At 71.1% G+C, this 24,620-nt stretch carries 27 protein-coding genes; 16 read left to right on the top strand and 11 right to left on the bottom strand.

Features of this window, described 5'->3' with window-relative positions:
- The first annotated feature begins 60 nt into the window (after positions 1-60).
- Positions 61-984 (top strand): helix-turn-helix domain-containing protein, encoded by a 924-nt coding sequence (locus tag ABZU76_RS21170; RefSeq protein ID WP_354872036.1) that lies wholly within the window; start codon positions 61-63, stop codon positions 982-984.
- A gap of 109 nt (positions 985-1,093) precedes the next feature.
- Positions 1,094-1,708 carry an NAD(P)H:quinone oxidoreductase gene (gene wrbA / locus ABZU76_RS21165; RefSeq protein ID WP_354872033.1) on the top strand — a complete coding sequence of 205 codons (615 nt, stop codon included), beginning with the start codon at positions 1,094-1,096 and terminating at the stop codon, positions 1,706-1,708.
- Between the two features lie 45 nt (positions 1,709-1,753).
- On the opposite strand, the gene ABZU76_RS21160 is transcribed toward wrbA, so the two are convergent.
- Positions 1,754-2,365 carry a TetR/AcrR family transcriptional regulator gene (locus ABZU76_RS21160; RefSeq protein ID WP_354872030.1) on the bottom strand — a complete coding sequence of 204 codons (612 nt, stop codon included), beginning with the start codon at positions 2,363-2,365 and terminating at the stop codon, positions 1,754-1,756.
- A 75-nt stretch (positions 2,366-2,440) separates the two neighbouring features.
- Here ABZU76_RS21160 and ABZU76_RS21155 point away from each other — a divergent pair, with 75 nt between their 5' ends.
- Both ABZU76_RS21155 and ABZU76_RS21150 read left to right on the top strand, forming a co-directional pair.
- Positions 2,441-3,010, top strand: a complete 570-nt coding sequence (locus ABZU76_RS21155; RefSeq protein WP_354872027.1) for a hypothetical protein — start codon at positions 2,441-2,443, stop codon at positions 3,008-3,010.
- A 426-nt stretch (positions 3,011-3,436) separates the two neighbouring features.
- A complete protein-coding gene (locus ABZU76_RS21150; protein WP_354872025.1) occupies positions 3,437-4,810 on the top strand; it encodes a hypothetical protein in 1,374 nt (457 codons plus the stop codon).
- A gap of 158 nt (positions 4,811-4,968) precedes the next feature.
- Here ABZU76_RS21150 and ABZU76_RS21145 read toward each other — a convergent pair whose 3' ends face one another.
- Positions 4,969-5,664: a TetR/AcrR family transcriptional regulator gene (locus ABZU76_RS21145; RefSeq protein WP_354872023.1), complete on the bottom strand. Its 696-nt coding sequence runs from the start codon at positions 5,662-5,664 to the stop codon at positions 4,969-4,971.
- A 131-nt stretch (positions 5,665-5,795) separates the two neighbouring features.
- On the opposite strand from ABZU76_RS21145, the gene ABZU76_RS21140 reads away from it, so the two are divergent.
- The 4 genes from ABZU76_RS21140 (at position 5,796) to ABZU76_RS21125 (ending at position 8,814) form a co-directional block, all read left to right on the top strand.
- Positions 5,796-6,515: a sigma-70 family RNA polymerase sigma factor gene (locus tag ABZU76_RS21140; RefSeq protein ID WP_354872021.1), complete on the top strand. Its 720-nt coding sequence runs from the start codon at positions 5,796-5,798 to the stop codon at positions 6,513-6,515.
- Between the two features lie 37 nt (positions 6,516-6,552).
- Positions 6,553-6,774: a hypothetical protein gene (locus ABZU76_RS21135; RefSeq protein ID WP_354872019.1), complete on the top strand. Its 222-nt coding sequence runs from the start codon at positions 6,553-6,555 to the stop codon at positions 6,772-6,774.
- A 156-nt stretch (positions 6,775-6,930) separates the two neighbouring features.
- Entirely contained in the window at positions 6,931-7,875 is a 945-nt protein-coding gene (locus ABZU76_RS21130; RefSeq protein ID WP_354872017.1) for an LLM class flavin-dependent oxidoreductase, read from the top strand.
- 111 nt (positions 7,876-7,986) lie between these two features.
- Positions 7,987-8,814 (top strand): IclR family transcriptional regulator, encoded by an 828-nt coding sequence (locus tag ABZU76_RS21125; RefSeq protein WP_354872015.1) that lies wholly within the window; start codon positions 7,987-7,989, stop codon positions 8,812-8,814.
- 81 nt (positions 8,815-8,895) lie between these two features.
- On the opposite strand, the gene ABZU76_RS21120 is transcribed toward ABZU76_RS21125, so the two are convergent.
- Positions 8,896-9,081, bottom strand: a complete 186-nt coding sequence (locus ABZU76_RS21120; protein ID WP_354872013.1) for a hypothetical protein — start codon at positions 9,079-9,081, stop codon at positions 8,896-8,898.
- Positions 9,078-10,022 carry a helix-turn-helix domain-containing protein gene (locus ABZU76_RS21115; RefSeq protein WP_354872011.1) on the bottom strand — a complete coding sequence of 315 codons (945 nt, stop codon included), beginning with the start codon at positions 10,020-10,022 and terminating at the stop codon, positions 9,078-9,080. The genes ABZU76_RS21120 and ABZU76_RS21115 overlap by 4 nt, the downstream gene beginning before the upstream one ends.
- 93 nt (positions 10,023-10,115) lie before the next feature.
- Here ABZU76_RS21115 and ABZU76_RS21110 point away from each other — a divergent pair, with 93 nt between their 5' ends.
- Positions 10,116-11,720: a DUF885 domain-containing protein gene (locus ABZU76_RS21110; protein ID WP_354872009.1), complete on the top strand. Its 1,605-nt coding sequence runs from the start codon at positions 10,116-10,118 to the stop codon at positions 11,718-11,720.
- A gap of 27 nt (positions 11,721-11,747) precedes the next feature.
- The gene (locus ABZU76_RS21105) at positions 11,748-13,082 is read left to right on the top strand and encodes a carboxylesterase family protein (protein ID WP_354872006.1); all 1,335 of its coding nucleotides are present in this window, start codon (positions 11,748-11,750) and stop codon (positions 13,080-13,082) included.
- Between the two features lie 5 nt (positions 13,083-13,087).
- On the opposite strand, the gene ABZU76_RS21100 is transcribed toward ABZU76_RS21105, so the two are convergent.
- The 4 genes from ABZU76_RS21100 to nthB form a co-directional block, all read right to left on the bottom strand.
- On the bottom strand, positions 13,088-13,546 hold the full coding sequence (locus ABZU76_RS21100) for a MarR family transcriptional regulator (protein WP_220243426.1): 459 nt from the start codon (positions 13,544-13,546) through the stop codon (positions 13,088-13,090).
- Between the two features lie 76 nt (positions 13,547-13,622).
- Positions 13,623-13,955, bottom strand: a complete 333-nt coding sequence (locus ABZU76_RS21095) for a nitrile hydratase accessory protein (protein WP_354872003.1) — start codon at positions 13,953-13,955, stop codon at positions 13,623-13,625.
- 10 nt (positions 13,956-13,965) lie between these two features.
- Positions 13,966-14,586: a nitrile hydratase subunit alpha gene (gene nthA, locus ABZU76_RS21090; protein WP_354872000.1), complete on the bottom strand. Its 621-nt coding sequence runs from the start codon at positions 14,584-14,586 to the stop codon at positions 13,966-13,968.
- Positions 14,583-15,347 carry a nitrile hydratase subunit beta gene (gene nthB / locus ABZU76_RS21085; protein WP_354871998.1) on the bottom strand — a complete coding sequence of 255 codons (765 nt, stop codon included), beginning with the start codon at positions 15,345-15,347 and terminating at the stop codon, positions 14,583-14,585. The genes nthA and nthB overlap by 4 nt, the downstream gene beginning before the upstream one ends.
- Positions 15,348-15,468: 121 nt before the next feature.
- Here nthB and ABZU76_RS21080 point away from each other — a divergent pair, with 121 nt between their 5' ends.
- Positions 15,469-16,395 (top strand): DJ-1/PfpI family protein, encoded by a 927-nt coding sequence (locus tag ABZU76_RS21080; protein WP_354871995.1) that lies wholly within the window; start codon positions 15,469-15,471, stop codon positions 16,393-16,395.
- A gap of 40 nt (positions 16,396-16,435) precedes the next feature.
- Here the strand turns inward: ABZU76_RS21080 and ABZU76_RS21075 are convergent, their stop codons facing one another.
- A complete protein-coding gene (locus ABZU76_RS21075) occupies positions 16,436-16,861 on the bottom strand; it encodes a Fur family transcriptional regulator (RefSeq protein WP_354871992.1) in 426 nt (141 codons plus the stop codon).
- Positions 16,862-17,022: 161 nt separating this feature from the next.
- Here ABZU76_RS21075 and ABZU76_RS21070 point away from each other — a divergent pair, with 161 nt between their 5' ends.
- The 4 genes from ABZU76_RS21070 to ABZU76_RS21055 all read left to right on the top strand — a co-directional run bounded on the left by ABZU76_RS21070 (position 17,023) and on the right by ABZU76_RS21055 (position 21,512).
- Positions 17,023-17,451: a transcriptional repressor gene (locus tag ABZU76_RS21070; protein ID WP_354871989.1), complete on the top strand. Its 429-nt coding sequence runs from the start codon at positions 17,023-17,025 to the stop codon at positions 17,449-17,451.
- Between the two features lie 110 nt (positions 17,452-17,561).
- A complete protein-coding gene (locus ABZU76_RS21065) occupies positions 17,562-20,243 on the top strand; it encodes an FtsX-like permease family protein (RefSeq protein WP_354871986.1) in 2,682 nt (893 codons plus the stop codon).
- Positions 20,230-20,895 (top strand): ATP-binding cassette domain-containing protein, encoded by a 666-nt coding sequence (locus ABZU76_RS21060; protein WP_354871984.1) that lies wholly within the window; start codon positions 20,230-20,232, stop codon positions 20,893-20,895. The genes ABZU76_RS21065 and ABZU76_RS21060 overlap by 14 nt, the downstream gene beginning before the upstream one ends.
- Positions 20,892-21,512, top strand: a complete 621-nt coding sequence (locus tag ABZU76_RS21055; protein WP_354871981.1) for an ABC transporter ATP-binding protein — start codon at positions 20,892-20,894, stop codon at positions 21,510-21,512. Before ABZU76_RS21060 ends, ABZU76_RS21055 begins: the two co-directional genes overlap by 4 nt.
- Here the strand turns inward: ABZU76_RS21055 and ABZU76_RS21050 are convergent.
- Positions 21,506-22,042: a helix-turn-helix transcriptional regulator gene (locus ABZU76_RS21050; protein ID WP_354871979.1), complete on the bottom strand. Its 537-nt coding sequence runs from the start codon at positions 22,040-22,042 to the stop codon at positions 21,506-21,508. The two genes, ABZU76_RS21055 and ABZU76_RS21050, sit on opposite strands and share 7 nt — an antisense overlap.
- Positions 22,043-22,103: 61 nt before the next feature.
- On the opposite strand from ABZU76_RS21050, the gene ABZU76_RS21045 reads away from it, so the two are divergent.
- Positions 22,104-23,030, top strand: coding sequence for a hypothetical protein (locus ABZU76_RS21045; protein WP_354871977.1), 927 nt, complete (start codon positions 22,104-22,106; stop codon positions 23,028-23,030).
- A gap of 204 nt (positions 23,031-23,234) precedes the next feature.
- Here ABZU76_RS21045 and ABZU76_RS21040 read toward each other — a convergent pair whose 3' ends face one another.
- Positions 23,235-24,452, bottom strand: coding sequence for a CopD family protein (locus tag ABZU76_RS21040; protein ID WP_354871975.1), 1,218 nt, complete (start codon positions 24,450-24,452; stop codon positions 23,235-23,237).
- Positions 24,453-24,620: the final 168 nt, after the last annotated feature.

Here is a 24,620-nt window from a genome sequence, read left to right as displayed (position 1 = left end):
TCGTGCCAGTGCGAGTAGCCTGGCGGCCGTTGGTTCCGGTGCGATCCGAGGAGACATCCGTTGCCCCGCACGCAGCTGGTCGTGGCGCTGCTGGCCGTGCCCCGGGTCATGGGGCTCGACTTCAGCATCCCCGCACACATACTCGGCCGGCAAGAGGGTTACCACGTGCTCGTGTGTGGCAAGGAGACCACGGGTTCGCCGCTGGGCATCACGCCGACGCATTCACTGGCCGACGCGCCGGAGGCCGACATCGTGATCGTGCCCGGGTACGATGAACCCGAGGTACCGCTGCCCGAGGAGTACCTCGACGCGATCCGCCTCGCCGCCGACCGCGGTGCCCGCGTGGTGGCGATCTGCACCGGCGCGTTCGCGCTCGCGGAGAGCGGCGTGCTCGACGGCCGCGAGGCGACCACGCACTGGCGCTACCTCGCCGCGTTGCGCGAGCAGTACCCGGCGGTGCGTGTGCTGGAGAACCAGCTGTTCGTGGAAGACGGAAAAATCCTCACGTCCGCGGGTGCGGGCGCCGGCATCGACGCGTGTCTGCACCTCATCCGCACCGACTTCGGCGCGGCGGCCGCCCATGAGGCCGGCAAGGAGGTCGTGGCCTCTCCCGCTCGCGGCGGCGCGCAGCCGCAGTACGTCGACGTGCTCACCGCCGCGCGCACGGATCTTTCGGCCACGCGCAGCTGGGTCATGGAGCACATCGGCGACCGGATCACCGTCGGGCGCATGGCCGAGCGCAGCAACCTGCCGCGCCGCACGTTCATCCGGCACTTCGAACTCGAGACGGGTATGTCGCCGATGCGCTGGGTCGTAAACCACCGCATCCTCAGCGCGCGCCGGCTGCTGGAGACCTCCGACTGGCCCGTCGAGCGCATCGCGGCGGCCACCGGTTTCGGCACGGCGGCCAACTTCCGGACGATCTTCCGCCGCGAGGTGGGCACGACGCCGACCGGCTACCGGCGTACGCACAGCGCGCTCTAGTTTTTCATCAACCATCTGTGTGCACTCGAATGATTGACAGCTTCGCGCCGCCCTGCCTACCCTCACTTTCAAAGCACAAGACTGTACTCTGAAATGAGGGAAGCCGATCGTGACTGCGCCCAAGGTCGCCATCATCTACTACAGCTCGACGGGCAGCGTCCACTCGCTGGCGCAGGAGTACGCGGCCGGCGCGGAGGGTGCGGGTGCCGAGGTGCGCGTGCGGCGCGTGGCCGAGCTCGCGCCGCACGAAGCGATCGCGGCGAACCCCGCGTGGCAGGCGCACTCCGACGCCGTGCGCGACGAGCCCGTCGCGACCGCCGACGACGTGCTGTGGGCCGACGCGGTCGTGTTCGGCACGCCGACGCGGTTCGGCAACGTGGCTTCGCAACTCAAGCAGTTCCTCGACACGCTGGGCGGGCAGTGGGCGCAGGGCCTGCTGGCGGACAAGGTGTACTCCGGCTTCGTCTCGACCGCGACGGCGCACGGCGGCCGCGAATCGACGCTGCTCGCGCTGTACAACACCGTGCACCACTTCGGCGGCATCCTGGTGACGCCGGGCTACACGGACCCCGTCCAGTTCGCGACGGGCACGCCGTACGGGCCTTCGCACGCCGACGGTCAGGGCACCATCCCGATCAGCGATGAGACGAAGGCGTCGGCTCGGTATGCCGGGTCGCGGATCGCGAACGTCACCCGGGATCTGGTGAACGGCCGGGCTGCTTGAGTCCTGCCGCGACGGCACGGGTCTCCCCCGTGCCGTTTTCCGTTGTCAGGGCGTGGTCTTCGCGGCGGCGACCATGGTGGCCATGAGCTTCGCGGCGTCGTTGGTGCTCAGGCCGGCTTCGCGTACGAGTGAGCGCCAGGTGTCGAAGGCGAGCGCGTGGCGCACCGCCGCGACCACGAACCGCTTGCGCCCGCGGGCCGGCGACCAGCCCGCGGAGAGCAGGCTCGTGGCGTCTTCGAGAAACGCCGCCATCGACTCGAGCGCGCGCTCGACGGCGGGCATTTCGACGGCGTCGCGCAGCGAGTTGACGAGCATCGGCTCCACTTCGGAGTAAAAGGCGTAGAGCTGCTTCAGCGCGTTCGTGATGCGCTCGGCCGGCTCGCCGACCGCCTGCCAGCCTTCGAGATCCGGGCGCGGGTGCAAGCCCCAGAAATGCGCGGCGCACGCGGCGAGCTGGTCTTCCTCGGTCGGAAAGTAGCGGTAGACGGTGTGGCGCTGCACGCCGGCGGTCTCGGCGATGCCCGCGATGGTCGTGCGCGCCGGGCCGATCGACCCGTGCAGCTCGACGATCGCCTCCGTGATCCGGCGGCGCGTGTCCTCCATGGCGTCGGCCCGCCGCCTCATCCGGTAGGTCCGGGTCGCCTTCTCCACAACCATCGTTTCGCTCCTCGCAGCACGGTTGTTCCAGGATAACCGCCGTTTCTGTCGGGGGTGGGTGGCACCATGGCGGGCATGTGGGGACGCAAGCAGAAGGACCTGCCCGCCGACACCGCGGCCGAGGCCGTGGAGTTCGCGCGGCCGCTGGTGCACGGCGGCTTCAGCACGCCCGACGACGTCGCGGTCGCGATCACGGAGTACCTGGAGCCCTCGGTGTCACTGCCGCAGGCGCGCGCCGTGGTCGACCGGCTCTGGCAGGCGCGGGTGGCGGAACAACGCACGTGGCCTCCGGTGACCGACCCGGATCGGGTGCTGGCGGCGTTCTCGGCTCTGGCGTCCTCGGGTGTGGTGGCTCGGGCGGACTTCGCGTGCTGCCAGAACTGCGGCCTGACGGAAATCGGCGCGGAAGCCGCCCCGGGCGACCGGGGGTTCGTCTTCTTCCACGAGCAGGACACGGCCCGCGCGGTCGAGGGCGGCGAACTTCTGCTGTCGTACGGGCGGCTGGCGGACTCCCCGGCCGACACGGCGGAGGTGGGGCAGGTGGTCACCGCGGCGCTGCGAGCGCAGGAGCTGTCGGTGACGTGGGACGCGTCGCCGGAGGAGCGGATCCGGGTGGATCTGGAGTGGAGGAAGCGGCTGGGTTGAGGTTGAGGGGCTGGTGACCACTTCGGACTCGCGGGTTTACCGGCGAACGGATCCGAGGTGTGCCTTGGGCCGAGGTCTGGCCCAAGGCACGAATCCGAGGGTGGGGCCTGTGACGCCCGGGCAGCACGGAAGGTTCGCGCCGCCCGACTTCGGCTGAAAAAATCGCGCCGCGCCACTCGCCTGTCTCTCGCGAGGGTGGATCTATGGCATCCAGCCGCGGACTACGTCGCAACTCGACCTCGGCGACCAAGCGCGGCGCCTCCGAGCCGGAAGTTCCCACGCCCGACCGGCAAGCCCACCCCGCCCCGACAATCGCGCCCGACAACGCTCGCCCGGCCGCGGACTCCTGAGTGGAACATCGGGACCCCTCCCGGGGTGCGTGGCCACAATCGGCGGCGGTCGTCGAGGGGTGTGGGAAGGGGTGCGATGGACGAGCCGCCGTGGGTGCCGGTGCGGCGGACCAGTCCGGCCGCGGTGGCGGTCGGGAACGCGTCGTTCCTGGGGGTCGGGTACCTGCTGCTGGGGCGGCGGGGTCTGGCGGTCCTGAACGTGGTGGGCACGGTCGTGCTGGCGGTGCTGCTGGTGACGGCGTTTCCGACGGTGTGGTTCGAGATCGTGGTGCTGGTGTGGTGGGCGGCCGGGATCGTGCACGGGTGGTTCCTCGCGGGCCCGCCGGCGCGGAGCCGGTGGCGGGACTGGGTGGTGGCGCCGGCCGTCGCGGTGCCGGTGCTCGTGGTGGCCGCGCTGCTGAGGTTCGACGCCGTCTCGATTGCCCACGACGTGGCCGACGCGCGCGACAGCGGCGACTGCGCCAAGGCCGAGAAGGCGCTCGACCGCGTGTGGTTCGGCCACCGCCTTGCCGACGCGCCGCTGGCCGCCGCCGGGGACGCGACGGCGGAGGCGTGCGGCCGGCTCCGCACCGCGGCCGAGGCTCTCGCCGGCGGACTGCCCGGCAACACTGGCCGGCTGAAGACGGGCTTCGACGCTCTGGCCGGGGTGCGCACCGACCTGCCCGGCCACGAGCGGATGGCCGACGCCGTGCTCGACGCGTTCCTGGCCAAGCTTCCGGCGCAGAACCCGTGCGACCTCACCGTGGACACCGACTGGCTCCGGGCCCGTCCCGAGGCCGCCGTCGTCGTCAACCGCATCCGGCCCGGCGCCCTCGTCGCGTGCGGCGATACCCGGCTGGCCGCCGGCGACTGGCAGAGCGCCGGCACGCGGTACCAGCAGGTGCTCGACCAATACCCGCGCAGCGCCATCGCCGCGAGGGCCACCGACGGCGTCCGGAAGGCCAAGGTTGCGGGCGAGCTGGCGAACGTCCGCAGCCTCCTGTCGAACACCACCGCGCCCGAGTACTGCACCAAGCCCGCCCCGTACAGCGCCGCCCCGCCCTACGGCAAGGGCACGAACCACGCGATCTTCTCCGGCAACGACGACTTCACCAACCGCCTCCCCGCCGACTGGCGCGTGACCGACCCGACGAAGGCCGTGCTGATCGTCTGCGCCGGCGACGACACCAACGGCACCGCCGTCCGCACCTGCCAGTACGAGAACCACACGTTTCCCGAGCTCCCCGACGACGTGACGTTCCACAAGATCGCCATCCCCCTCAAGGCCTACGAACTCCGCACCGGCAAGCTCGTCGCCGACACCAAAGTGGAGATCGGCGGCACGAGCTGTCCCCCGTCGGTCTCCTACACCTCCTACGGCTACAGCGACCTGGGCCCGCCGTCCGACATGCCGGTCGACGCTTCGGACGCCGACGTGCGCGCCGCCTTCGCGTCCCTCATCGCCCGCTGAACACGCGGAACACGCGAAACTCACTTGAGGCAGGCGAATCCGGCAGACAGAACCGCCCCGACGAATCTCACTGGAGCGCCACCCTCGCCGAGGTCGAGACGCTGATGCGGTTCACCCGGATCCTCCAGCGACTCGACTGACCACGGTCCACAAGAGACTCAAGAACCTTCCGGCGCCGCAACACTTTCCGGCAACGGCACATCCGGGTCGAGCATGATGCCGCCCGTGCGGAGGGCGTCGTCGAGGATGTGCCAGGTCCAGCGGGCCAGGAGGGTGGCCAGGTCGGCCTGGTCGAGGCCGCGGGGGTTTTCCAGCCAGCGCGCGGTGCTGGACTCGACGAGGCCGACGAGGGCGAAGGCGATCGTGTCGGCGACGCGCGTGTCCATGGCGTACGCGACGAGGTAGCGCTCGAACAGCACGGTCAGCTGGCGCGCGATGGCGGTTTTCACGTCGGCGACCACGTCGCGCGTGCCGGGGCGGCCCGACACCTGCGTCAGATAGCGGTAGAGGTGGGCGTGGTCGGCGAGCCAGCGCGTGTGGGCGCCGATCGCGCCGCGGATCATCTGCATGGGGGTGCCGGGCGGGTCCCACAGGTGCGCGAACTCGGCGGTGATCAGCTCGCCCGCGCGGTCGGCGATGGCGCACTGCAGGTCGGTGGCGTCGGCGAAGTGCTTGTACAACCGCGTGCGCGCGACGCCCGCTTCCTCGGCGATCTGCTCTGTGGACACGTCCGGCCCGTGCCGCGCGATGGCGCGCAACCCGGCCTCGACGAACTCACGACGGCGGCGTTCTCGCTGGCCCGCCCAGCGCGCCGCCCGGCCGTCAGCCTTGTGGGGGGTGCCCGAGGACGTCATCGGCGGGAAGTGTAGCGCTCCCCGCGATATCGGGTACACTTCTGTACCTGTTACTTTAGGTGCCTATTGAACACCGTCAGTATTCTTACGGAGAGTGTCCATACGATCTGGAGAACCGCGTGGGGAGTTGCGTGGACGACGAGCCGCCGGACCCGGTGCTGCTCGCGGCTGTCCGCGCCGGTGACCTCCACGCGAGCGGGGCGCTCTACCGCCGCCACGTCGAGCCGATGCGCCGCACGGCCGCGCGATGGTGCCACCAACCGGCGGAGTGCGAGGACCTGGTCGCCGAGGCGTTCATGCGCGTGATCACCACTGTGCGTGCGGGCGGCGGACCGCGTGAGGCCGCTCGGCCGTACCTGATCGTCACGATGCGGAACCTCGCCGCGAGCTGGAGCCGGCACCACAACCGCGTCGACCTGTGCGAGACCGTCCCCGAGCCTGCCGGCGCGCGGGCGGTGGCCGAGGAAGAAGCGCTGCGACGGTCCGACGTCGAACTCGTCTGGTCGGCGTACTGCACGTTGCCGGGCCGGTGGCGAACGGTCCTGTGGCGCACCGCCGCGGAGGGGGGCTCGACCGCGGAGGCCGCGCTGCTGCTGGGCGTCTCGCCGAACGGTGCCGCCGTGCTCGCCGGTCGGGCGCGCGAGGGCCTGCGCCAGGCGTACCTGCAGGTCCAGGTGCCGCACGCGGACGACCCGTATTGCGCGGAGGCGCGCCGCAACCTGGGCGCATGGGTGCGCGGCGGGCTGTCGCGGCGGCGTTCGACGGTGATCGACGGGCACGTCGCGAGCTGCGCGCCGTGCCGGGTCGTGACCGCGGGGCTCGCGGAGGTCAACGACGAACTTCCGGCCTGAGAGGGAAACGCAGGGGAACATCATGAGGAGGGGAACCATGGACGAGGAACCACTGGTGCGCGGCCACCGCGTCACCTACCTGCCGGGCAAGCGCAAGTCCGGCCCGCAACGCCTGTGCCGGCGCGGCATCGTGACCGGCCCGCCCGTGCTCGACACCGACACCGAGGTCACCTGGGTCCCCGTCCAAGCCGACGGCACCCACGACGCCGACGAATGGGTCCGCGCCGACGCGATCATCGACGTGGTGGCCCCGACATGACTCAGCCCGACACGCCGATCTTCGACACGCTGATCACGGAAGCCGGTCTCGACTGGCCGGAGGAGGCGCCGGCGGACGAACCCTCCTGACGCGGGAACCGGCGAGCGGTACGTTCTCGTTGCCAGGCAAGGAGAACGTACCGGGGAGGAACCCGCCGTGAAGATCGGTCTCATCGCGCCGCCGGATCTCGACGTCACCCAGTTCGTCGGGTACGCGCAGCGGGCCGAGCGGCTGGGGTTCGACGAGCTGTGGGTGGTCGAGGACTGCTTCTTCCGCGGCGGAATCGCGCAGGCGGCGGTGGCGCTGGCGAAGACCGAGCGGATCCGGGTCGGCATCGGGGTTTTGCCGGCCGCGGCGCGGAACGTCGCGTTCGCGGGGATGGAGCTGGCGACGCTCGCCGGGATGTTCCCGGGGCGGCTGCTGGCCGGGATCGGACACGGGATGCCGGCGTGGCTACGGCAGGCCGGGGAGTGGCCGGGGAGTCCGTTGACGCTGCTGCGCGAGTATTTCACCACCGTCCGGGCGATCCTCGACGGCGAGCGCGTCAGCTTCGACGGCGCCGGAATACAGCTGCGCGACGTCCGGCTGCAGAGCCCGCCGAAGGTCGTGCCGCCGTTGTACGCCGGGGTGCGCGGGCCAAAGTCGCTTGCCCTCGCGGCCGAGGTGGCGGACGGGACGATCCTCGCGGAGCCCGTCACGCCGGAGTACCTGCGGGCCGTGCGCGAGATCGTCGGGGCGGAGCATGAGCTCATCGCCTACAACGTCGCTGCTGTCGACGACTCCCCCGACCGCGCGCGGGCGCTGGCCCGGCAGGCGCTCTCGGCGATCGGCGAGCCGGACTGGGCGCCGCACCTCGCGCCGTTGCCGTTCGCCGACGAGTTCGCGGCGCTGCGCAAGGCGGCCGGGTCGCGGGAGGAGTTCGCGGCGGCGCTGCCCGACGAGTGGGTGGACCAACTGGCGGTGGTCGGCACGCCGGCCGACGTCCGGGCCCGGCTGGCCGAACTCGAGGCCGCCGGCGCGGGCCACGTCGTGTTCATCCCCGCGGGGCCGGACCCCACGACGGCCGTCGAGGCGCTGGCGCGGGTGCTGCCGTATCGCTGACCGGAACAGGGTGGTCCCGACAACGCCCCGGAAACGGTAAAGTGGGCGCCAGCGCGCAGTTCACCCACGTTCCACCAGCGGAACACAACCAGAATTCCGAGGACCACCGGTTTGAGCACCCAGAATACCGCCGGGCGCAAGCCCGCAGCTTCGCCCGACAACGCCGGCACGGAAGCGGCCGCGCGCGTCGCCGACGTGCTGCTGCTCTTCACGGGCGGGCCCCGGTACCTGGGGGTGAGCGCGATCAGCCGGGAGCTCGGGCTGGCCAAGGCCGTGGTGCACCGGATCCTGCAGTCGCTCGTCTCGCGGGAGATGCTCGCCACCGACCCTGGTGTGGCCGGTTACCGGCTCGGGCCGGCGGCGGTGGCGTTGGGGGCGAGTGCGTTGCGGAGGTTCGATGCGCGGACCGTCGCTACGCCGGTGTTGCGTCGGTTGCGGGATGAGACGAGTGAGACCACGACGTTGTCCGGGTTGGTCGGCGATGAGCGGGTGTATCTCGATCAGTTCGAGAGTCCTCGTGAGATCAAGATGACTGTCGATATCGGGCGCCGGTTTCCGTTGCACGCCGGGTCTTCCGGGAAGGTGATTCTCGCCTTTCTGCCGGAGGAGCGGCAGTCGGCGGTGCTGGGGCGGGAGTTACCGGCGTTGACGGAGAAGACGATCACGGCGGCGGATGATTTGCGGGCGGTGCTGGCGGAGACTGCTCGTGAAGGGGTTGCGGTTTCGCTTGGGGAGCGGCAGCCGGGGGCGGGGTCGGTGGCGGCGCCACTGTTCGGGCCGGATGGGGAGATTCACGGGTCGATCAGTATTTGCGGGCCGCAGTATCGGTTCACGCCGGAGGCGGTGGGGCGGTATCGGGTGTTGGTTCGTGATGCTGCGGACGAGATACGGCACAGCTGGGCTTGGCTCCGCGATTCGGGCGACACCAGCGGTCGCTGATTTTCGGTCGTCGGTTTTCCAGGTGGTGAAAGAAAGTGGGCCCTCCGTGCCGAAGCACGAAGGGCCCACGAACGGGTTGGGTCAGCGACCGCGCTTGAGGTAGCGGCCGATCGGGTCGCCGGTGATCTTGCCGTCGGCGTAGACGTGGTGGCCGCGGACGAAGGTGTCGGTGACCTTGGCGGTCATGTCGAAGCCCTCGAACGGGGTGTACTCCTGGGTGGACTCCGAGTCGGCCGCGTGGACGGTCCAGCGGACGTCCGTGTTCAACGGCTCCGCTGGAAACTGCCGCGGTAGGCCTGCGGGCTGGTGCCCACGATGCGTTTGAAGCGGTCGCGGAACGACGTCGGCGAGCCGAAGCCGACCTGACCCGCGATGCGGTCGACGCCGTGGTCGGTGGCTTCCAGCAGGTGCTGCGCCTGGCGGATGCGGGCGCGCAGCAGCCACTGCAGCGGGCTGGTGCCGGTCTGTTCGCGGAAGCGGCGGTTGAGCGTGCGGCTGCTCATGCCGGCGTGGGCGGCGATGTCGTCGAGCGTGAGGTCCTTCGCGCAGTTCTCGTCGAGCCAGCGCAGCACCGGTTCGAGCACCGAGCCACGCGGGGTGGGCGGCTGGTCGTGGACGATGAACTGCGCCTGGCCGCCCTCGCGTTCGAGCGGCATCACGGACAGGCGGGCGGCGTCGGCCGCGACCGCGGAGCCGTGGTCGCAGCGGATGAGATGCAGGCAGAGGTCGAGACCCGCGGCGGCGCCGGCCGAGGTGAGGATGGTGCCGTTGTCGACGTAGAGCACGTCGGCGTCGACCTCGATCGCCGGGTAGCGGGCGGCGAGCTGCGGCGCGGCGACCCAGTGCGTAGTTGCGCGCTGCCCGTCGAGCAGGCCGGTGGCGGCGAGGATGAACGCACCAGAGCAGATGGACGCGATGCGCGTGCCTTTCGCCGCGGCTGCACGCAGGGCATCGACGACGTCGGCAGGCACCTCTTCGAGCTCGTCGCGGCCGGGGACGATGATCGTGTCCGCTTCGGCGAGCGCTTCGAGGCCGTGCCGCGGCCGGATCGTGAAGGCGCCGGCGTCGATCTCCTCGGCCGGACCGCAGACGCGCACCTGGTAGGCGGCCCGGCCGTCGGGCAGGCGCGTGCGGGTGAACACCTCGATGGGCGTGGCCAGGTCGAACGGCACGACCTTGTCCAAGGCGAGGATCACCACGGAGTGCATGGCGGGATTCTAGTGGTCACCGGTGTTCTCGCCAAGCAGTGTGACTTCCCGAAGTTCACACCGGCTTCGCGGCGCGGGTATAGCGTGAGCCGCGTGACGCCGATCTTCCAGCTCTCCGACGAGCACGTGACCGCAGAAGCCGCCCTGGACCCCGTGTCCGCGACGATGCGCGGGATCACCACCCCCGACCCCGCCACGCTCACCGACTTCTCGCCCGACGGTTTCGACGCTCGCGCCGACCAAGCTCGCCGGACGCTCGCGACCCTGGCCACGCTCACGCCCGAGTCGGGCGAGGACCGCATCGCGGGCGCGCACCTGAAGGAACGGCTCGAGGCTCAGCTCGCGTGGCACGACCTCGGCGAGCCGCTGCGCACGGTGAAGGCGCAGTTCGGCGTGCTGACTTCCTTGCGCGACACCGTGGACATGCTCCCGCGCACCGGCGACGACGACTGGCACGTGATCGGCGTGCGCCTCGCCGGCGTCGAGACGATGCTGGCGGCCTGGCAGACGTCCCTGCGCGCGGGCCTCGACCACGGCCTCGTCGCCGCGCGCCGGCAGGCCTTGGAAGCAGCGTCGCAGGCCGACCGATTCGCCGGCGTCCACGAATCCCTGGTGGAGGCGTATGGCGACGGCCCGCTCGCCCTCGACCTGCGCTCCGCCGCCGACGCCGCCCACCGCGGCTACGCCGAGCTCGCGCGCTTCCTGCGCGAGGACTACGCACCGCGCGCGACCTCTGTCGAAGGCGTCGGCGCCGAACGCTATGCGGCCGGCGCGCGCCTGAGCCTGGGCGCGGACATCGACCTGGCCGAGGCGTACGAGTGGGGCTGGGCCGAGCTGGAGCGCATCGAGCAGGAGCTGACAGCGGAGGCGGCCCAGGTGCGTCCGGGTGCTTCGGTCACGGAGGCCATGGCACTGCTCGACGAGAAGTACTTTGTGGACGGTGAACCGGCCTATGTGGACTGGCTGCGCGCCGCCCACGACCGCGCGATGGCCGATGCCGCCGCCCACTTCGACATCCCGGAACCCCTGCGCGCGATCGACGTGACCCTCGCTCACGGTTCGGCCTCGGGCGCGCCGTACTACACGGGCCCCAGCGAAGACGGCACCCGCCCGGGCCGCACGTGGTGGCCGCTCGGCGGACGTTCTCGCTTCGCCGTGTGGTCGGAGCTGACCACGGTGTTCCACGAGGGCGTGCCGGGTCACCACCTGCAGATCGGCACCGCGAAGCTCGCCGCCGACCGCGTCAGCCGCTTCGCGCGCGTGCACTCCGTCAGCGGTCACGCCGAGGGCTGGGCGCTCTACGCCGAGCGCCTCGCCGACGAACTCGGCTGGTACACCCAGCCCGGCACCCGCCTCGGCATGCTCGCGGGCTCCGCCATGCGCGCCGCCCGCGTCGTCATCGACATCGGCGCACACCTCGACCTGCCACTGCCCGACGGGTCGCGCTGGGACTTCGACACGGCCTGCCGCGTGCTCCACGAACGCGGGCTGGCGGCCGAGCACCGCGTCCACCCCGAGGTGGTGCGCTACCTCGGCTGGCCGGGCCAGGCGATCGCGTACAAGCTGGGCGAACGCTCCTGGCTCGCGGCGCGCTCGGAGGCGGCTTCCCGCCCGGACTTCTCGCTGCGGCAATGGCACCACGACGCGCTCGCGGTGGGACCGGTGGGCTTGGCGGCGCTCCAGGACGCGCTGCGCTGACGCGACCCGGTGGACCCGGTGACCAGCGTGCGCACCAGCTCAGGCAAGGTGCTCGGCCGCCGAGGCGCGCACGGTGTCACGTTCGCCGGGATTCCGTACGCGCCGACGCCGGTCGGGGCGCGGCGATTTGCCGCGCCGGGGCCGCCGCCGAGGTGGGACGGCGTGAGGGGCACGGCAAGGGCCACCGCGCCGCAGCGGATGCGGCCGTTCGGGCGGGCTGATCTGTCGCCGGTTCTCGGGACGACCACGGCACGAGGCGACTACCTCAGCCTCACCGTCTCCACGCCGGATCCCGGTACGAGGAACCTGCCCGTGCTCGTTTTCCTGCACGGCGGGGGCTTCACCACCGGGACCGGCAACGCGCCCGTGTACGCCACCGAGGCCTTCCCCCGCGACGGGATCGTGCTGGTGACCGTGAACTACCGGCTCGGCGCGATCGGCTGGCTCGATCTGCCCGACGCGCCCGCCAATCGTGGGCTGCTCGACGTGCTGGCCGCTCTCGGGTGGATCAACGAGAACATCGCGAACTTCGGCGGGGATCCCGGGAACGTCACCCTCGGCGGGCAGTCCGCCGGCGCCATCCTCGTGCTGGCGCTGATGACCACGCCCACGGACCTGTTCCGTCGCGGGATCAGCCAGAGCGGTCACGCCCTGTGCTGTTACCCGCCCGAACGCGCCGCGGTCACGACGCGAGCGTTCGGGGCAGCCCTCGGTCAGCCGGCCACGGCCGCCGCGCTGGCAGACCTCAGCGACGAGCGCATCCTCGACCTGACCGGGCACCTCGAGCCGGAGCCCGACTTCCTCGACCCGTCGCTCGGCAGCAGCCCCTTCAAACCCGTCCTCGACGGCGAACTCCTGACACGCCAACCCGCCGATGGCGTCCGCGGCGACGTCGACCTCCTCGCCGGCACCAACGCCGACGAAGCCAACCTTTACTCGATCCCCTTCGCGTTCGACACCACCGAAGCGAGCCTCCGCAAGGGAGCCCGACGACGCTTCCCCGACCCCGAAGCCCGCATCGCGCGGTGCCGGGAAACGCACCCCCACGACAACCCCGAGCAGCTCCTCACCCGGTTGATGACCGACGCCTTCAGAGAAGCCAACGAAAATCTGGGCGAATACACCTACGACTTCCGCTGGCGCTCACCCGCGTTCGACGGCCGCCTCGGCGCGTGTCACTGCGTCGAGCTGCCCTTCGTCTTCGACTGCCTGGACCTACCCGGCCTGCGGGGCGAACACGCATTGCTCGGCCCCGGCGAACCACCCGCAGACCTCGCCCGAAGCACCCACAACGCGTGGGTTTCGTTCATCGCCCGAGGAAACCCCGGCTGGACCGAGCCCGGCCCACACCGGATCGGCTGACCGCGTCACACAGTGCGTTTGCGCTGATGCTCCACCACATCGAACAGCACCGCCTTGAACTGCGTATAAACCTCACGCCCCAACCGGCGCGCATGCCGCTCTTGCAAAGCCGTCATGATCCGGCCCGCCGCGCGCATCTCGGCCAGCCCACGCTCGGTCGGGCAGATCAGCTTCGCGCGGCGGTCGGCGGGGTCCGGGCGGCGCTGGACGTACCCGAGGGCCTCCAGCTCGTCGATCATCGTCCCGATCACCTGTTTGTGCTGCCCCGAAAGGCGCGAAAGCTCGGTTGCCCGGACACCCTCGGTGTCCAGGTAGGCGAGCACGGCGCCGTGGCGCGGGTGGAGGTCGGCGAAGCCCTGGGCGGCCAGGGAGGTGAAGAGCTCGTGCTGCACGGCGAACAGCAGCCGCCCGGCGAGGACGCCCAGGTCGGGGTTCGATTCGTTCTTCTCGGCCCGGCTGACCAACCCTGCCGCCTCCTCCGCGTCGCCCCGGCGAGCCGCTCGCCCGGTGAGGAGGAAGTCTAGGTGAACGCGCTCACCCTCAGTCGCGGTCCTCGGGGTTGACGTACCCCTCTTCGAGCAGGCCGTGGCGCCGGATGACGGTGTCGAGCGCCGTCACCCAGTGCCGGTAGTACTCCCAGCGGCCCTTTTCGTCGTCGGGTGCGGACTGCCACGAGCCGATGGCCGCGATCAGCTCGCGCTGGAAGTCTTCCCACGCGTAGTGGCCGAACTCCGACAGCGCCACCGCCAGGCCGAACGCGCGCCGCTGCCACTCCGCGTCGAACACGGGCTGCTCGAGGTCCGTGGAGCACGACGAGTGGAACTTGACGTGCCCGGTCTCGTCGTAGTTCAGCGTGCTGATGTCGATCGCCACGCCCGCCTCCTCACGCCGCCGGGCCCGCGAGGGCCACGCCGATCATCGACTCCGTCGTCACGAGCTCGGCGAGCTGTTCCTCGCTCCAGCCCTCCGTGCCAGAGGGCCGGGCGGGCACCACGAACCACCGCGAGTGCCCGCTGGAATCCCACACGCGCACCTCGGTGTCGTCGTCGAGCTCCACACCCAGTTCGGCCAGCACGACCCGCGGCTCGCGCGCCGCGCGGGAACGGAACACCGGGTCCTTGTACCAATACGGCGGCAGCCCCAGCACCGGCCACGGGAAGCACGAGCACAGCGAGCAGATCACCAGGTTGTGCACACCGGGCTCGTTGACCACGGCCGCGATGTGCTCGCCCTCGGCGCCGGCCATGCCCTCGGGCAGGTCCAGCTGCGCGATCGCCTTCGGGGTGTCCGTGGCCAGCAGCCGCGCGAACTCCGGGTCGACCCACGCGCGGGCCACGATCTTCTTGCCGTTGAGCGGCGTCATCTCCGACTCGAAGTAGCCGAGCACCTTGTCCACAGTGGACCCGGTGATCACGCCCTTCTCGATCAGGAGCGCCTCGAGCGCCTTCACTTGCGCGGCGCTCGCCTCCTCGCGGTCCTCGGGGTAGGCGAACAGCTCGCTCATCGGTTTCCGTCCCTCGTCGATCCGGCGGACAAGTAGGTCTCGTACAGCTCGGCATACAGCGGGCCGGCCGCGCGTTCGGTTTCCTCGCCCCACAGCTCCTCGGGCTCGAACCGCACGATGTACACCGACATCGGCTCCCCGAGCCCGTCGCCGCCGGTCGAGACGAAGTACGAGTAGTTGCCCTCGAACACGCGCTCCACCCGGCCACGGTGCCCACGCAGGTACCCGGGCAGCCGCGTGTGCTCCGTGGCCGGCGGGTTGCGCACCACGACCTCGTCGCCCACCGCGAACGCCGGCGTGGCCGGGCCGCGCCTCGGTGTGTCGCCGCGGCGCAGATAGTCGAGCACCTGGTCGTCGACGGCTTCGGCGGCGCGGTCCGGCAGCTGCGCCTGCGGCTGCTCGCGGAAGCGCTCCGTGGCGGCGTCCAGCTCCTCCTGCGTCAGGTAACCCTGCTCGACGAGGTACGCGCTGATGCCGCCCAGCCACTTCTCGTAGTAGCGGAACTTGAAGTACTCGAACGGGTGCATCGCCTCCGCGCCCGAGCGCAGGTGGGCCCACGTCCACGTGGTGCGGAACGTGGTGGGCACCGCGTCGAGGTCGTAGCCGGCGACGGAATCGCGCAAGGAGGCGCTCAGGCCCATCATCGCCGTGTGGATGCCGAAGATGCGCTTCTCCCAGTCTTCGACGAACACGCGCTTCTCGTAGTCCAACGGGAAACCCTCGAGGCCTTCGAGACCGCCGAGACCGTGTTGCAGCTTCATCCTGGGCACCGCCTTCGCGTCGACCGAGGAAAAGCTAACACCGGGTAACCGACCGCATGCGGACACGCAGCCCACACATCCGGCCCTTTCCTGTGACCGGGGGCCGCCGTAGATTCCCCGGGTGGGCCTGTCGAGACCGGATGTCCCGATCGCCGTCCTCGTGTTCGACGGCGTCCGGCTGCTCGACGTGACCGGGCCGCTCGAGGTGTTCGACGTCGCCGCCGAGCTCGGCACCGGCTACGTCGTCACGATGTGTTCCCCGGACGGGCGCGACATCACCACGTCGAGCGGCTTGCGCCTGGGCGTCGACCGGGCCGCGGCCGACATGACCGGCGTCGACACGCTGGTCGTGCCCGGCGGCGAGTGCCTCGTGAAACCCGGGGCGAACGCCGAGCTGCTCACCTCGATCCGGCACCTCGCGCGTGGCGCCCGGCGCGTGACGTCGGTGTGCGCGGGCGCCTTCGCGCTCGGCGCCGCGGGCATGCTCGACGGCCGCCGCGCCACCACGCACTGGCGCCACGCCGACACGCTGCAGGAGCGCTACCCCGCCGTCGAGGTCGACCCCGAGGCGATCTACGTCCGAGACGGCCGCGTGCTCACCTCCGCCGGCGTCAGCTCCGGCATCGACCTCGCGCTCGCGCTGGTGGAGGAGGACGCCGGCGACATCCTGGCCCACGAGATCGCGCGCGAGCTGGTGGTCTTCATGCGCCGCCGCGGCGCGCAGCCCCAGCTCTCCGTGCCCGCCCGCACCCCGCGCCCGCGCCGCGACATCGTCCGCGCGCTCTGCGACGAGGTCGCCGCCGACCCGGCCGGCGACCACTGCCTCACGAGCATGGCGCAGCGCGCCGGCCTCAGCACGCGCCACCTCTCGCGGCTGTTCAAGGAAGGCACGGGCCAGACGCCGGCCACCTACGTCGCCGCCGTGCGCCGGGAAGCGGCGCTCGCGCTGGTGATGAGTGGCGAGACCGTGGCCGCGGCGGCGCGGCGCAGTGGTCTGGGCAGTGACGAGACGCTGCGCCGCCACCTGCGGGCGCAGCCGGACGACTAGAGCCGCCGCCCGGCGGCCGTCAGTCCGTTGTGGACGGAAGTCACTCAGCAGCGGAAGCGCACGCGTCGCACACGCCCCACCACGTCACCTCGGCCGATTCGACGCGGAAGCCCGGCGCGGTGACCGGTTCGAGGCACGGCGGGGCGCCGACGGCGCACGGCACGTCCTGGATCGCCCCGCAGCCGCGGCAGACGAGGTGGTGGTGGTTGTCGTGCCGCTGCGGTTCGAAGCGCGCGGGTGAGCCCGCGGGTTCCAGCGAACGCAGCAGATCGGCCGAGACGAGGTCTTCGAGCACGTTGTACAAACCCTGCCGGGAGAGCCCGCCGGCAACGCCGTCGGCTTCGAGGTCCACGGCGAGTTCGGCCGCCGTCGAGTGGGGGTGCCGCTCGACCGCGGCCAGCACCGCTCGCCGCTGCGCCGTGTTGCGCAGCCCTACCCGGCGCAACCGCACCCCGAACGCATCCATGCCCGCAGGGTACCCCAGAATGGACTGCATCAACTCTGGCGTGGAGAAGCTCACAAATCACTCGCCGAACCCCTGCCCACCTGCCCTTACGCCGCTGCGCAACCCACACTTGACTCCATCTGACAATTGACTCCATCAACTCTAGGCACTAGAAAGGTCTTGTGCCCACGACTCCCACGCTCCCCCAGCCGTCGCCCGGCCACATCGACGCCGGCGCCCGCCTGCGCCGGGCCGGCTTGCGCGTGACCACCGCCCGCCAGGTCGTGCTCGAAACCCTCGCCGAGCAGCCGCACACCACCGTCGCCGAGCTGCTCCCCCACGTCCGCGACCGCCTCCGCTTCGCCTCCACCCGCGCGATCCACGACGTCCTCGCCACCGGTGTGTCCGCCGGGCTCGTCCGCCGCTTCGACACCGTCGGCGTCGCCCAGCGCTACGAGCTGATCGGGCCCGAACACGGCCACCTGCTGTGCACGAACTGCGGCCGCCTCGACTCCGTCGGCACCGCCGAAGGCACGAGCGCCCCGATCCTCACCGGCGTGTGCTCACACTGCGCTCCGGACGGGCACGCGCACCTCGAACCGGCCCGCTGAGCGGGATTCCGCCACAGCCCGTCGTCGCTCGGGTGCGGTCGGCCAGCGTGCCGTTTCGAAACGATCTCGGCGCGCACTGACCGGCAAACGCTTGTGTGAAACTCCTCGACATGCCGAGGAGGGGGTTGCCCACGCCGTGGTCGCGGGCAGTGCGGACGGGGTGGCGCAATCCGGCGGTGGTGATCGCCGTCGCTTCGGCCGCGGTTCTGGTGGCGCTGCCCGCCACGGCCGTCGCGTTGTTCCTTTCGGCGGCGGGCAACGCGACGCTGCAGCAGCAGACGTCGCTGGCGTGTGAATGGGCGGTCGGCGCGCAGTGGCAGGGCGGCCTGCCGATGCAACAGAGCGACCCCGCCGTGGCCGAGCAGGTCGGGAAGAGCCTCTACGACACGCGCGCGAAGCTGGCCGGTCAGGCCACCGCCGAGGTGCCGCGGGCTTCGGCGCCGGTGTCGACCGTGGTCTCCGGCGCGTCGGTGGAAACGGCGACGGGCACGCCGTCGCACCCCGAGCAGACGGTCGTCAACCTCATCTCGCGCACCGGTTTCCAGAGCCACATCCAGGTGGTCCAGCGCGGGACCGGACCGGGCATCTGGCTGCCGGACCAGTTCGCCACTCTCAAGAACCTCCACGCCGGCGACCTCGTGACCGTCCGCGGCGGGTCTCGCAACGACCTCAAGCCCGCCGGCAAAGCCACCGCGCCGGAAGGCGGCAGCACGTCGACGATGCGCGTCGCCGGGATCTACCGCGACCTGCGTTCGCTGCCGGACCAGCAGTACTGGTGCAGCCTCGTCGGCCTCTACCGCGGCAGTCCGCTCTCCAACACCGGCACGTACCCGGTGGCACTCGTGTCGCCGGACGACTTCTTCCACATCGCCACCCAGAACTCCGGCGTGCAGAACCTGGTGGAGAGCTCCGTCGACACCACGGGCCTGACCACGGCGAGCGCGCCGCCCGTGGTGGCCGGGCTGGAGCACGTCCGGGCCCGCACCGAGAACCCCGGCGATCCTCTCGGGCAGGCGTTCCACCGCTTCGGCAGCACGGAGTACACGTCTTCGCTGGGCGGCATGGTGGTCCGTGCCGACCAGGTGACCACGCAGCTGGCCACCACCGTCGTGCCGATGGGCGCGGTGGGCGCGCTGGCCGGTCTGGTGATCGCCGCGGCGGCGGGGTCGTTCTGGGTGGACCGGCGCCGCGCCGAGCTGGCGGTGTTGTCGTCGCGTGGGGTGGGACCGCTCGCGTTGGTGGGCAAAGCGGTGCTGGAGGTCGGCACGATCGTGGTGCTCGGCAGCGTCGCGGGCTGGTTCCTCGCGCGCTACCTCGTGGCGGCGCTGGGGCCGAGCCCGCTCGTCACGCCCGGCGCACTGGTCGGATCGGTACTCGGCGCCGCCGCCGCACTGCCGGTGACGCTGGGGGCGATCGCCGTTTCCAGCGGGCGCCGGATCACCGCGTTGTTCGACGCGCGCACCACGCGTCGCCGCAACTGGCCGTGGGAACTGCTGCCGCTCGGCGCGGCGGTTGTCTGTTATTTCGTGCTCGGTGACGATCCGGAAGCGGGTGTGGGTGCGTCGGGGACCGTCGCGCGGATCCCGCCTCGGCTGATCGTGGTGCCGCTGCTGCTGGTGATCGGCTTGGCGCTGCTGGCCGCGCGCGTCGTGCGGTTCTCCGTGGTACGCCTGCGGCCGGTGCCACTGTCGCGGGCGGTCGCCTTCTTGTCCTGGCGGCGGCTCGCATCCGCGCCGGCCGCCGCGGCCGTGCTGATCGGCGCGACGGCGATCCCGATCGCGCTGTCGGTGTACGCGACCACGGTCACCGGCTCGGTCGAGCGCACGCTGCACGCCGAGGGCCAGCTCGTGGTCGGCACCGACGTGGTCGTCGACCTGACCGGGCCCGCGCAGGCCCCGCCCGGGTTCCCGTCCAGCTTTGTCGAGCGCTACGACTCCGGCACCATCGGCCACACCACCGTCAACGTCCTCGGCGTCGACCCGGCGACGTTCACCAGCACCGCCTTCTGGGACAACCTCCTGCCCGGCCCGGCCCTCGACGACCTGATCACCGGGCTGAACGCACCCGGCGCACCCGCCGGCGTGCTGGCCGGGATCCCCGGCACGTCCGGGCGGACGCAGGTGGAGATCAACGGCCACACCGTCGAGTTCTCCGTCACCAGCGTCGCGCAGCTGCCCGGGAAGAGCGCCGGGTTCCCGCTGATGTTCGTCCGCCGCGACGTGCTCGCCCGGCTGGCCGGCGAGAACCTGCACCACGAGCTGTGGTTGCGCGGCGACCCGGCACGGATCGTCCCCGCGCTCTCCGCCGGCCACATCCCCGTCGGCACGCTGAGCCAGGCCCAGGACGTGACCGCGAACGGTGTCTACGCGGCCATCACCTACACGTTCCTGTTCCTCACCGCGGTGTCCGTGCTGGCCGGGGCGATCGTGCTCGTGGGGCTGTTGCTGTACTTGAACTCGCGGGCACGAGCGCGGCGCAGTGCGTACTTGTTGTTGCGGCGCATGGACATCGGACCCCGCGCACACTGGCGCGCCCTGCTCTACGAAGTCGGCGGCCTGCTCGCCACCGGCTTCGTCGCCGGCCTCGGCTTCGCCGCGATCGCCGTCGCCATCACCAGCGCCGGCTACGACCTCGACCCCGCCGCCGCGCCCGGCACCCTGATCGCCACTCCGTGGTCGCTCACCGCCCGGCTCGCCGCGGCGACCCTGCTGGCCGCCGTGCTCGCCACCCTTGCCGCCCAGCGCGCCGTCTCGCGCGCCCGCCCGTCGGAGGTGCTGCGTGACACGAACTGACGCACTCCGGTGCGAAGACGTGCACCAGACCTACCAGACCGCGACCCACGACGTCGTTGCCCTGCAAGAGGTTTCCGTGTCCGCCGCCCGCAGCCGGGTCACCGCGCTCGTCGGACCGTCCGGCTCCGGCAAATCGAGCCTGCTGCGGATCCTCGCCTGCCTCGAACGCCCTGTGCGCGGCCGCGTCGAGATCGACGGCATCGACGCCACCGCCCTGTCCGCCCGGGGCCGGCGCGGACTCCGGCGCCGGCGCCTCGGCTACGTCTTCCAGAACCCCGTCGACAACCTGCTCGGTTACCTCACCGTCGACGAACACCTCGAACTCGCCACCCGCCTGCGCGGCACCGGCACCCCGTCGAGCGAGCTGCTCGCCACGCTCGGGCTCGGGCACCGCGGCGACAGCAAACCCAGCGGCCTCTCCGGGGGCGAACAGCAACGCGTCGCCCTCGCCTTCGCCGCCGCCGGCGATCCCGCCGCGCTGCTCGCCGACGAGCCGACGGCCCAGCTCGACCGCGCGTCGGCCCACCTCGTCGGCGACGCCGTTCGCCGGCTGGCGGCCCTCGGGCACGCCGTGGTGGTCGCCACCCACGACCCCGAACTGGTCGCCGTGGCCGACGACGTGATCGAACTCGTGGACGGACGCATCCGATGACCGTGCTCACCCTGACCGACGTCTCGAAGAGCTATCGCCGCACCCAAGTGCTGCGCCCGATCAGCTTCGAGCTGCACCCCGGCGAGCTCGTCGCGTTGACCGGCCCTTCGGGCTCCGGCAAAAGCACGCTGCTGATGATCGCCGGCGGCTGGGAGACCCCGGACACCGGCAGCGTCACGCCGGGGTCGTCGTTGCCGGACGTCCCCATGGCGCGAATGCCGTGGCAGCACCTGGGTTTCGTGCCGCAGTCCATCGGCTTGTTCGACGAACTCACCGTCGCCGACAACCTCGCCTTCGCCGCCCGCACCGGCGGCAACGCCGACCTCGCCAAGCTGCTGGAAACGCTCGATCTCGCCAAGTTCGCCGACCGCCTCCCCACCGAGATCAGCCGTGGGGAACAACAACGCGCCGCCGTCGGCCGCGCCCTGGCCACCGCACCCACCCTCGTCCTGGCCGACGAACCGACGTCACACCAGGACCGCACCCACGCCGAAGTCGTCCTCGCCCGCCTGCGCACCGCCGCCGACGCGGGCGCCGCCGTCCTCGTCGCCAGCCACGATCCGCTGCTGGCCGCGCACACCGACCGCACGATCGCGTTGACGGGCGCCGCTCACTGAGGCCAGGCGAGCTCGCCGTCGCCGATGCGGTCCGCTGTGCGCCCCAGCCACTCGACGTCGTGGTGCAGCCGCGACAGCAGGTAGTGCGCCTCGATCATGTGGACCTCGAGCGTGGCCGCTTCGCGCGTGGCGGTTTCGAGCCCTGCGATCTCCTCGCGCACGAGCCCGATCCGCTCGCGCAGCACGGCTTGTGCTTCTGACGGCGGCAGAATCCCGAGGTACGCCAACGCCGTCACGAACGGCGGCCCACCGGTCAGATCCGCGCCGAGCTGCTTGCGCACGCGCTGCGCCAGCGCGGCGACGCCGTCGTCGGTCACCGCGAGCACGTCCCGCTCGGCCCCGCCCGTCGCGGCGACCCACCCCTCGGCCGTGAGCCGGTCCAGCAGCGTGTAGACGGTCGCGTTGCGCACTTCGAGGTAGCCGTAGCGGCTCCGGACCTCGCTGAACACCGCGTACGCGTGGCGCGGTTGTTCCACGAGCAGGCCGAGGATCGGCAGCACCAGCGGGTTGTCGAGCGCGTTCTTGGGCACGCTTGAACATTACCCCATTGCCCGTATACGGTTAGCCGTATACGGCTATGAGGAGGTACCTGTGATCTTCGGGATCTGGCCCGGTGTCGTCGACGCCGACCTGGTCGAGTTGAAGCCGCTGCCCTGCCCGCCGGAAGACCCCGGCGCGACGTTGGCGGCCTTGAAGGAACTCCAAGGGGAAGCGCCGGAGTTCTACGTCCGCTGCTACCGGCACTTCGGGAACGAGTGGTCGCGCACGCCCGAGCAGCCTGAGCTTTACGCGGGCGAGGGCCGGCTGATCGACCTGGTCGCGTGCTACCAGACCCGCGAACCCGACCCGGAGGGCTTCGCCGACTTCGTGCGCCAGGCCGTCCGCGACGTCGCCGCGTGGGGCGGCGGCAAGGTGCAGGTCGGCGAGGAGCTCAACGTGCCGGCCCCACTCGACGGCGGCAGCCCGGGTTGCTTCGAGGCCGTCGGCGCCGGCGTCGCCGCGGCCTTCGACGAACGCGAGCGCCTCGGCGTCGACGTCGGGATCGGGGTCAACTCCGCGGGTCCCGCCGATCCCGCGTTCTGGGGACGGCTGGCCGCGGCGATCGGCCCGAACCACCTGGCGCGCCTGGACTTCCTCGGCTTGGACGTCTTCCCCGACGTCTTCCGCCGCATCCCCCACGAGCAGCTCGCCGGCGCCGTGACATTCCTGCTCACGGGATTCCGCTCGGTCACCACCGAGGTCGGCGTCCCCGCGACCACGCCCCTCCACATCACGGAAACGGGCTGGCCCACCGGCGACGACCGCGACGAAGCCACTCAGCGCGTGGTCTTGGAAACCGTCGCCCAGGCCATTGTGGACTCGGACGTCGGCGTTGCGGCGTACGAACTCTTCGGCCTCCGCGACACCCGCTCCGACGCCGGCTGGACCAGTGGCTTCGGCCTGCTCCGGGACGACTACTCGCCCAAGCCCGCGTTCCCGGCCATCCGCGACTTCATCCGCGAACATCGCGAGAGCTGACCGCTCACCTCCGCGAAGACACGCGCAACGCCAGCGCCAGCACCGCCGAAAGACCGATCAGCACCACCGCGGAAACCACCGTGCCCATGCCCGCCACCACCTTTTCGTTCAGGACCCTCAAGGTCTCCCGAACGACGGTGGGGCGGGCATGGGCACGACGAAGGCTTGACACGCCAACGAGAATCCCTGACGAGCCCTTGACGCTCAGCTCTCCGCGGCCACGGCCTCACGCTGCTCGACCTCGTCGGCACGCGCCGCCGAGCGGGAGAGGCGGTCGGACACCTTCGCAGTGGTCACGAAGGAGACCGCGATCAGGATCGCCAGCACCACGCCGATGCCGATCACGCTGCCGCTCAGCGTCGGGTCTTCGACGTCGCCCGCCTCGACCCGGGCCGAACCGGTGAGGAACGAGAGCACGAACAGCACGCCGACGGCGAGCAGCACCTCGATCGACACCAGCACCGGGAACGTGCGCAGCGCGAGGCGGAACACGGAACCCTCGGCACCGGCCGCCCGGGCACGGGCGATGCGCGGCATCATCACGAACTCGTTGGCCGCGCCGATGCAGATCATCGTGAACACCAGCGACACCTTGATGACGAGAAAGCGCCCGAAACTGGTGGTGAACAGCTCCGACGGGCTGCCGATGAGCGAGTAGGCCAGCCACAGGCCCGTGATCAGGATGCAGCCCACGGCGACCATCGCCAGCGTCGAGAACCGCGTCCAGATCTGCGCGAACACGTCGCCGGCACCGAGGGAGAGCCTGCGCCGCGAGAACGCCAGGATCACCAGGCCCGCGATGCCGCCGACCCACGTCGAGATCGAGAAGACGTGCAGGTGGTCGAGCAGCGAGTTGGCGACGGTGTCGAAGGTGGCCTTCGAGAAGTTCGTGGGTAGCAACGTGACCTGGTACGCGACGAAGTTGACGATCAGCGACGTCAGCGTGAGCACGCCGAGCTTTTCCCGCAGCCGCGGGGAGAACGCCAGCATCAGCACGATCGCCGCGAGACCCCACAGCGCGTACTGGATCAGCGCTTCGGCACCACTGGAGATCCAGTCGCCCTTCTTGCCGGGCACCGAGATGAAGCGCCAGATCGCCGCCGGCGACAGCGCGTCGCCGAACGGGATTTCCTTGCCCTTCACGCGGGCGCCCTTGCCGGCGATCTGGAAGTACAGCGCCACCAGGAACCACGTGCCGACGAGCGCGTAGTAGATGCCGGCGCGGCGTTGCAGCACCGCGCGGTCGGCCGGGTCGACCGAAGGTCGTCTCAAGACGGGCCGCAGCACGATCAGGTACAGCATGCAACCGCCTACCGACCCGATCAGGCCGGCGAAGTACGCCATCTTCGTGATGACCCGCCACACCTCGGGGGTCGGGTTTGCTTCGGCCGCGGACACGGCCTGGGCGAGCAGCAACGACATTGTCAGCCATCTCCTCGAGCGGGGGACCTGAGCCGGACAGGCGGGGAGGCTCTTGGCGGTGAAAGGTAGCTGATCCTACAACAGATGTGAAGACTGAAGCAGCCACTACATTGATGGTATATTGCTAGAGTGAAAAACCAGAGTCGGAAAATCCGCAGTCGGAAGGAG

The organism is Amycolatopsis sp. NPDC005232, assembly GCF_040607795.1.
GTDB lineage: Bacteria > Actinomycetota > Actinomycetes > Mycobacteriales > Pseudonocardiaceae > Amycolatopsis.
Note: the sequence above shows the minus strand (reverse complement) of the source record. Positions and strands in the feature narration are given on the sequence as shown.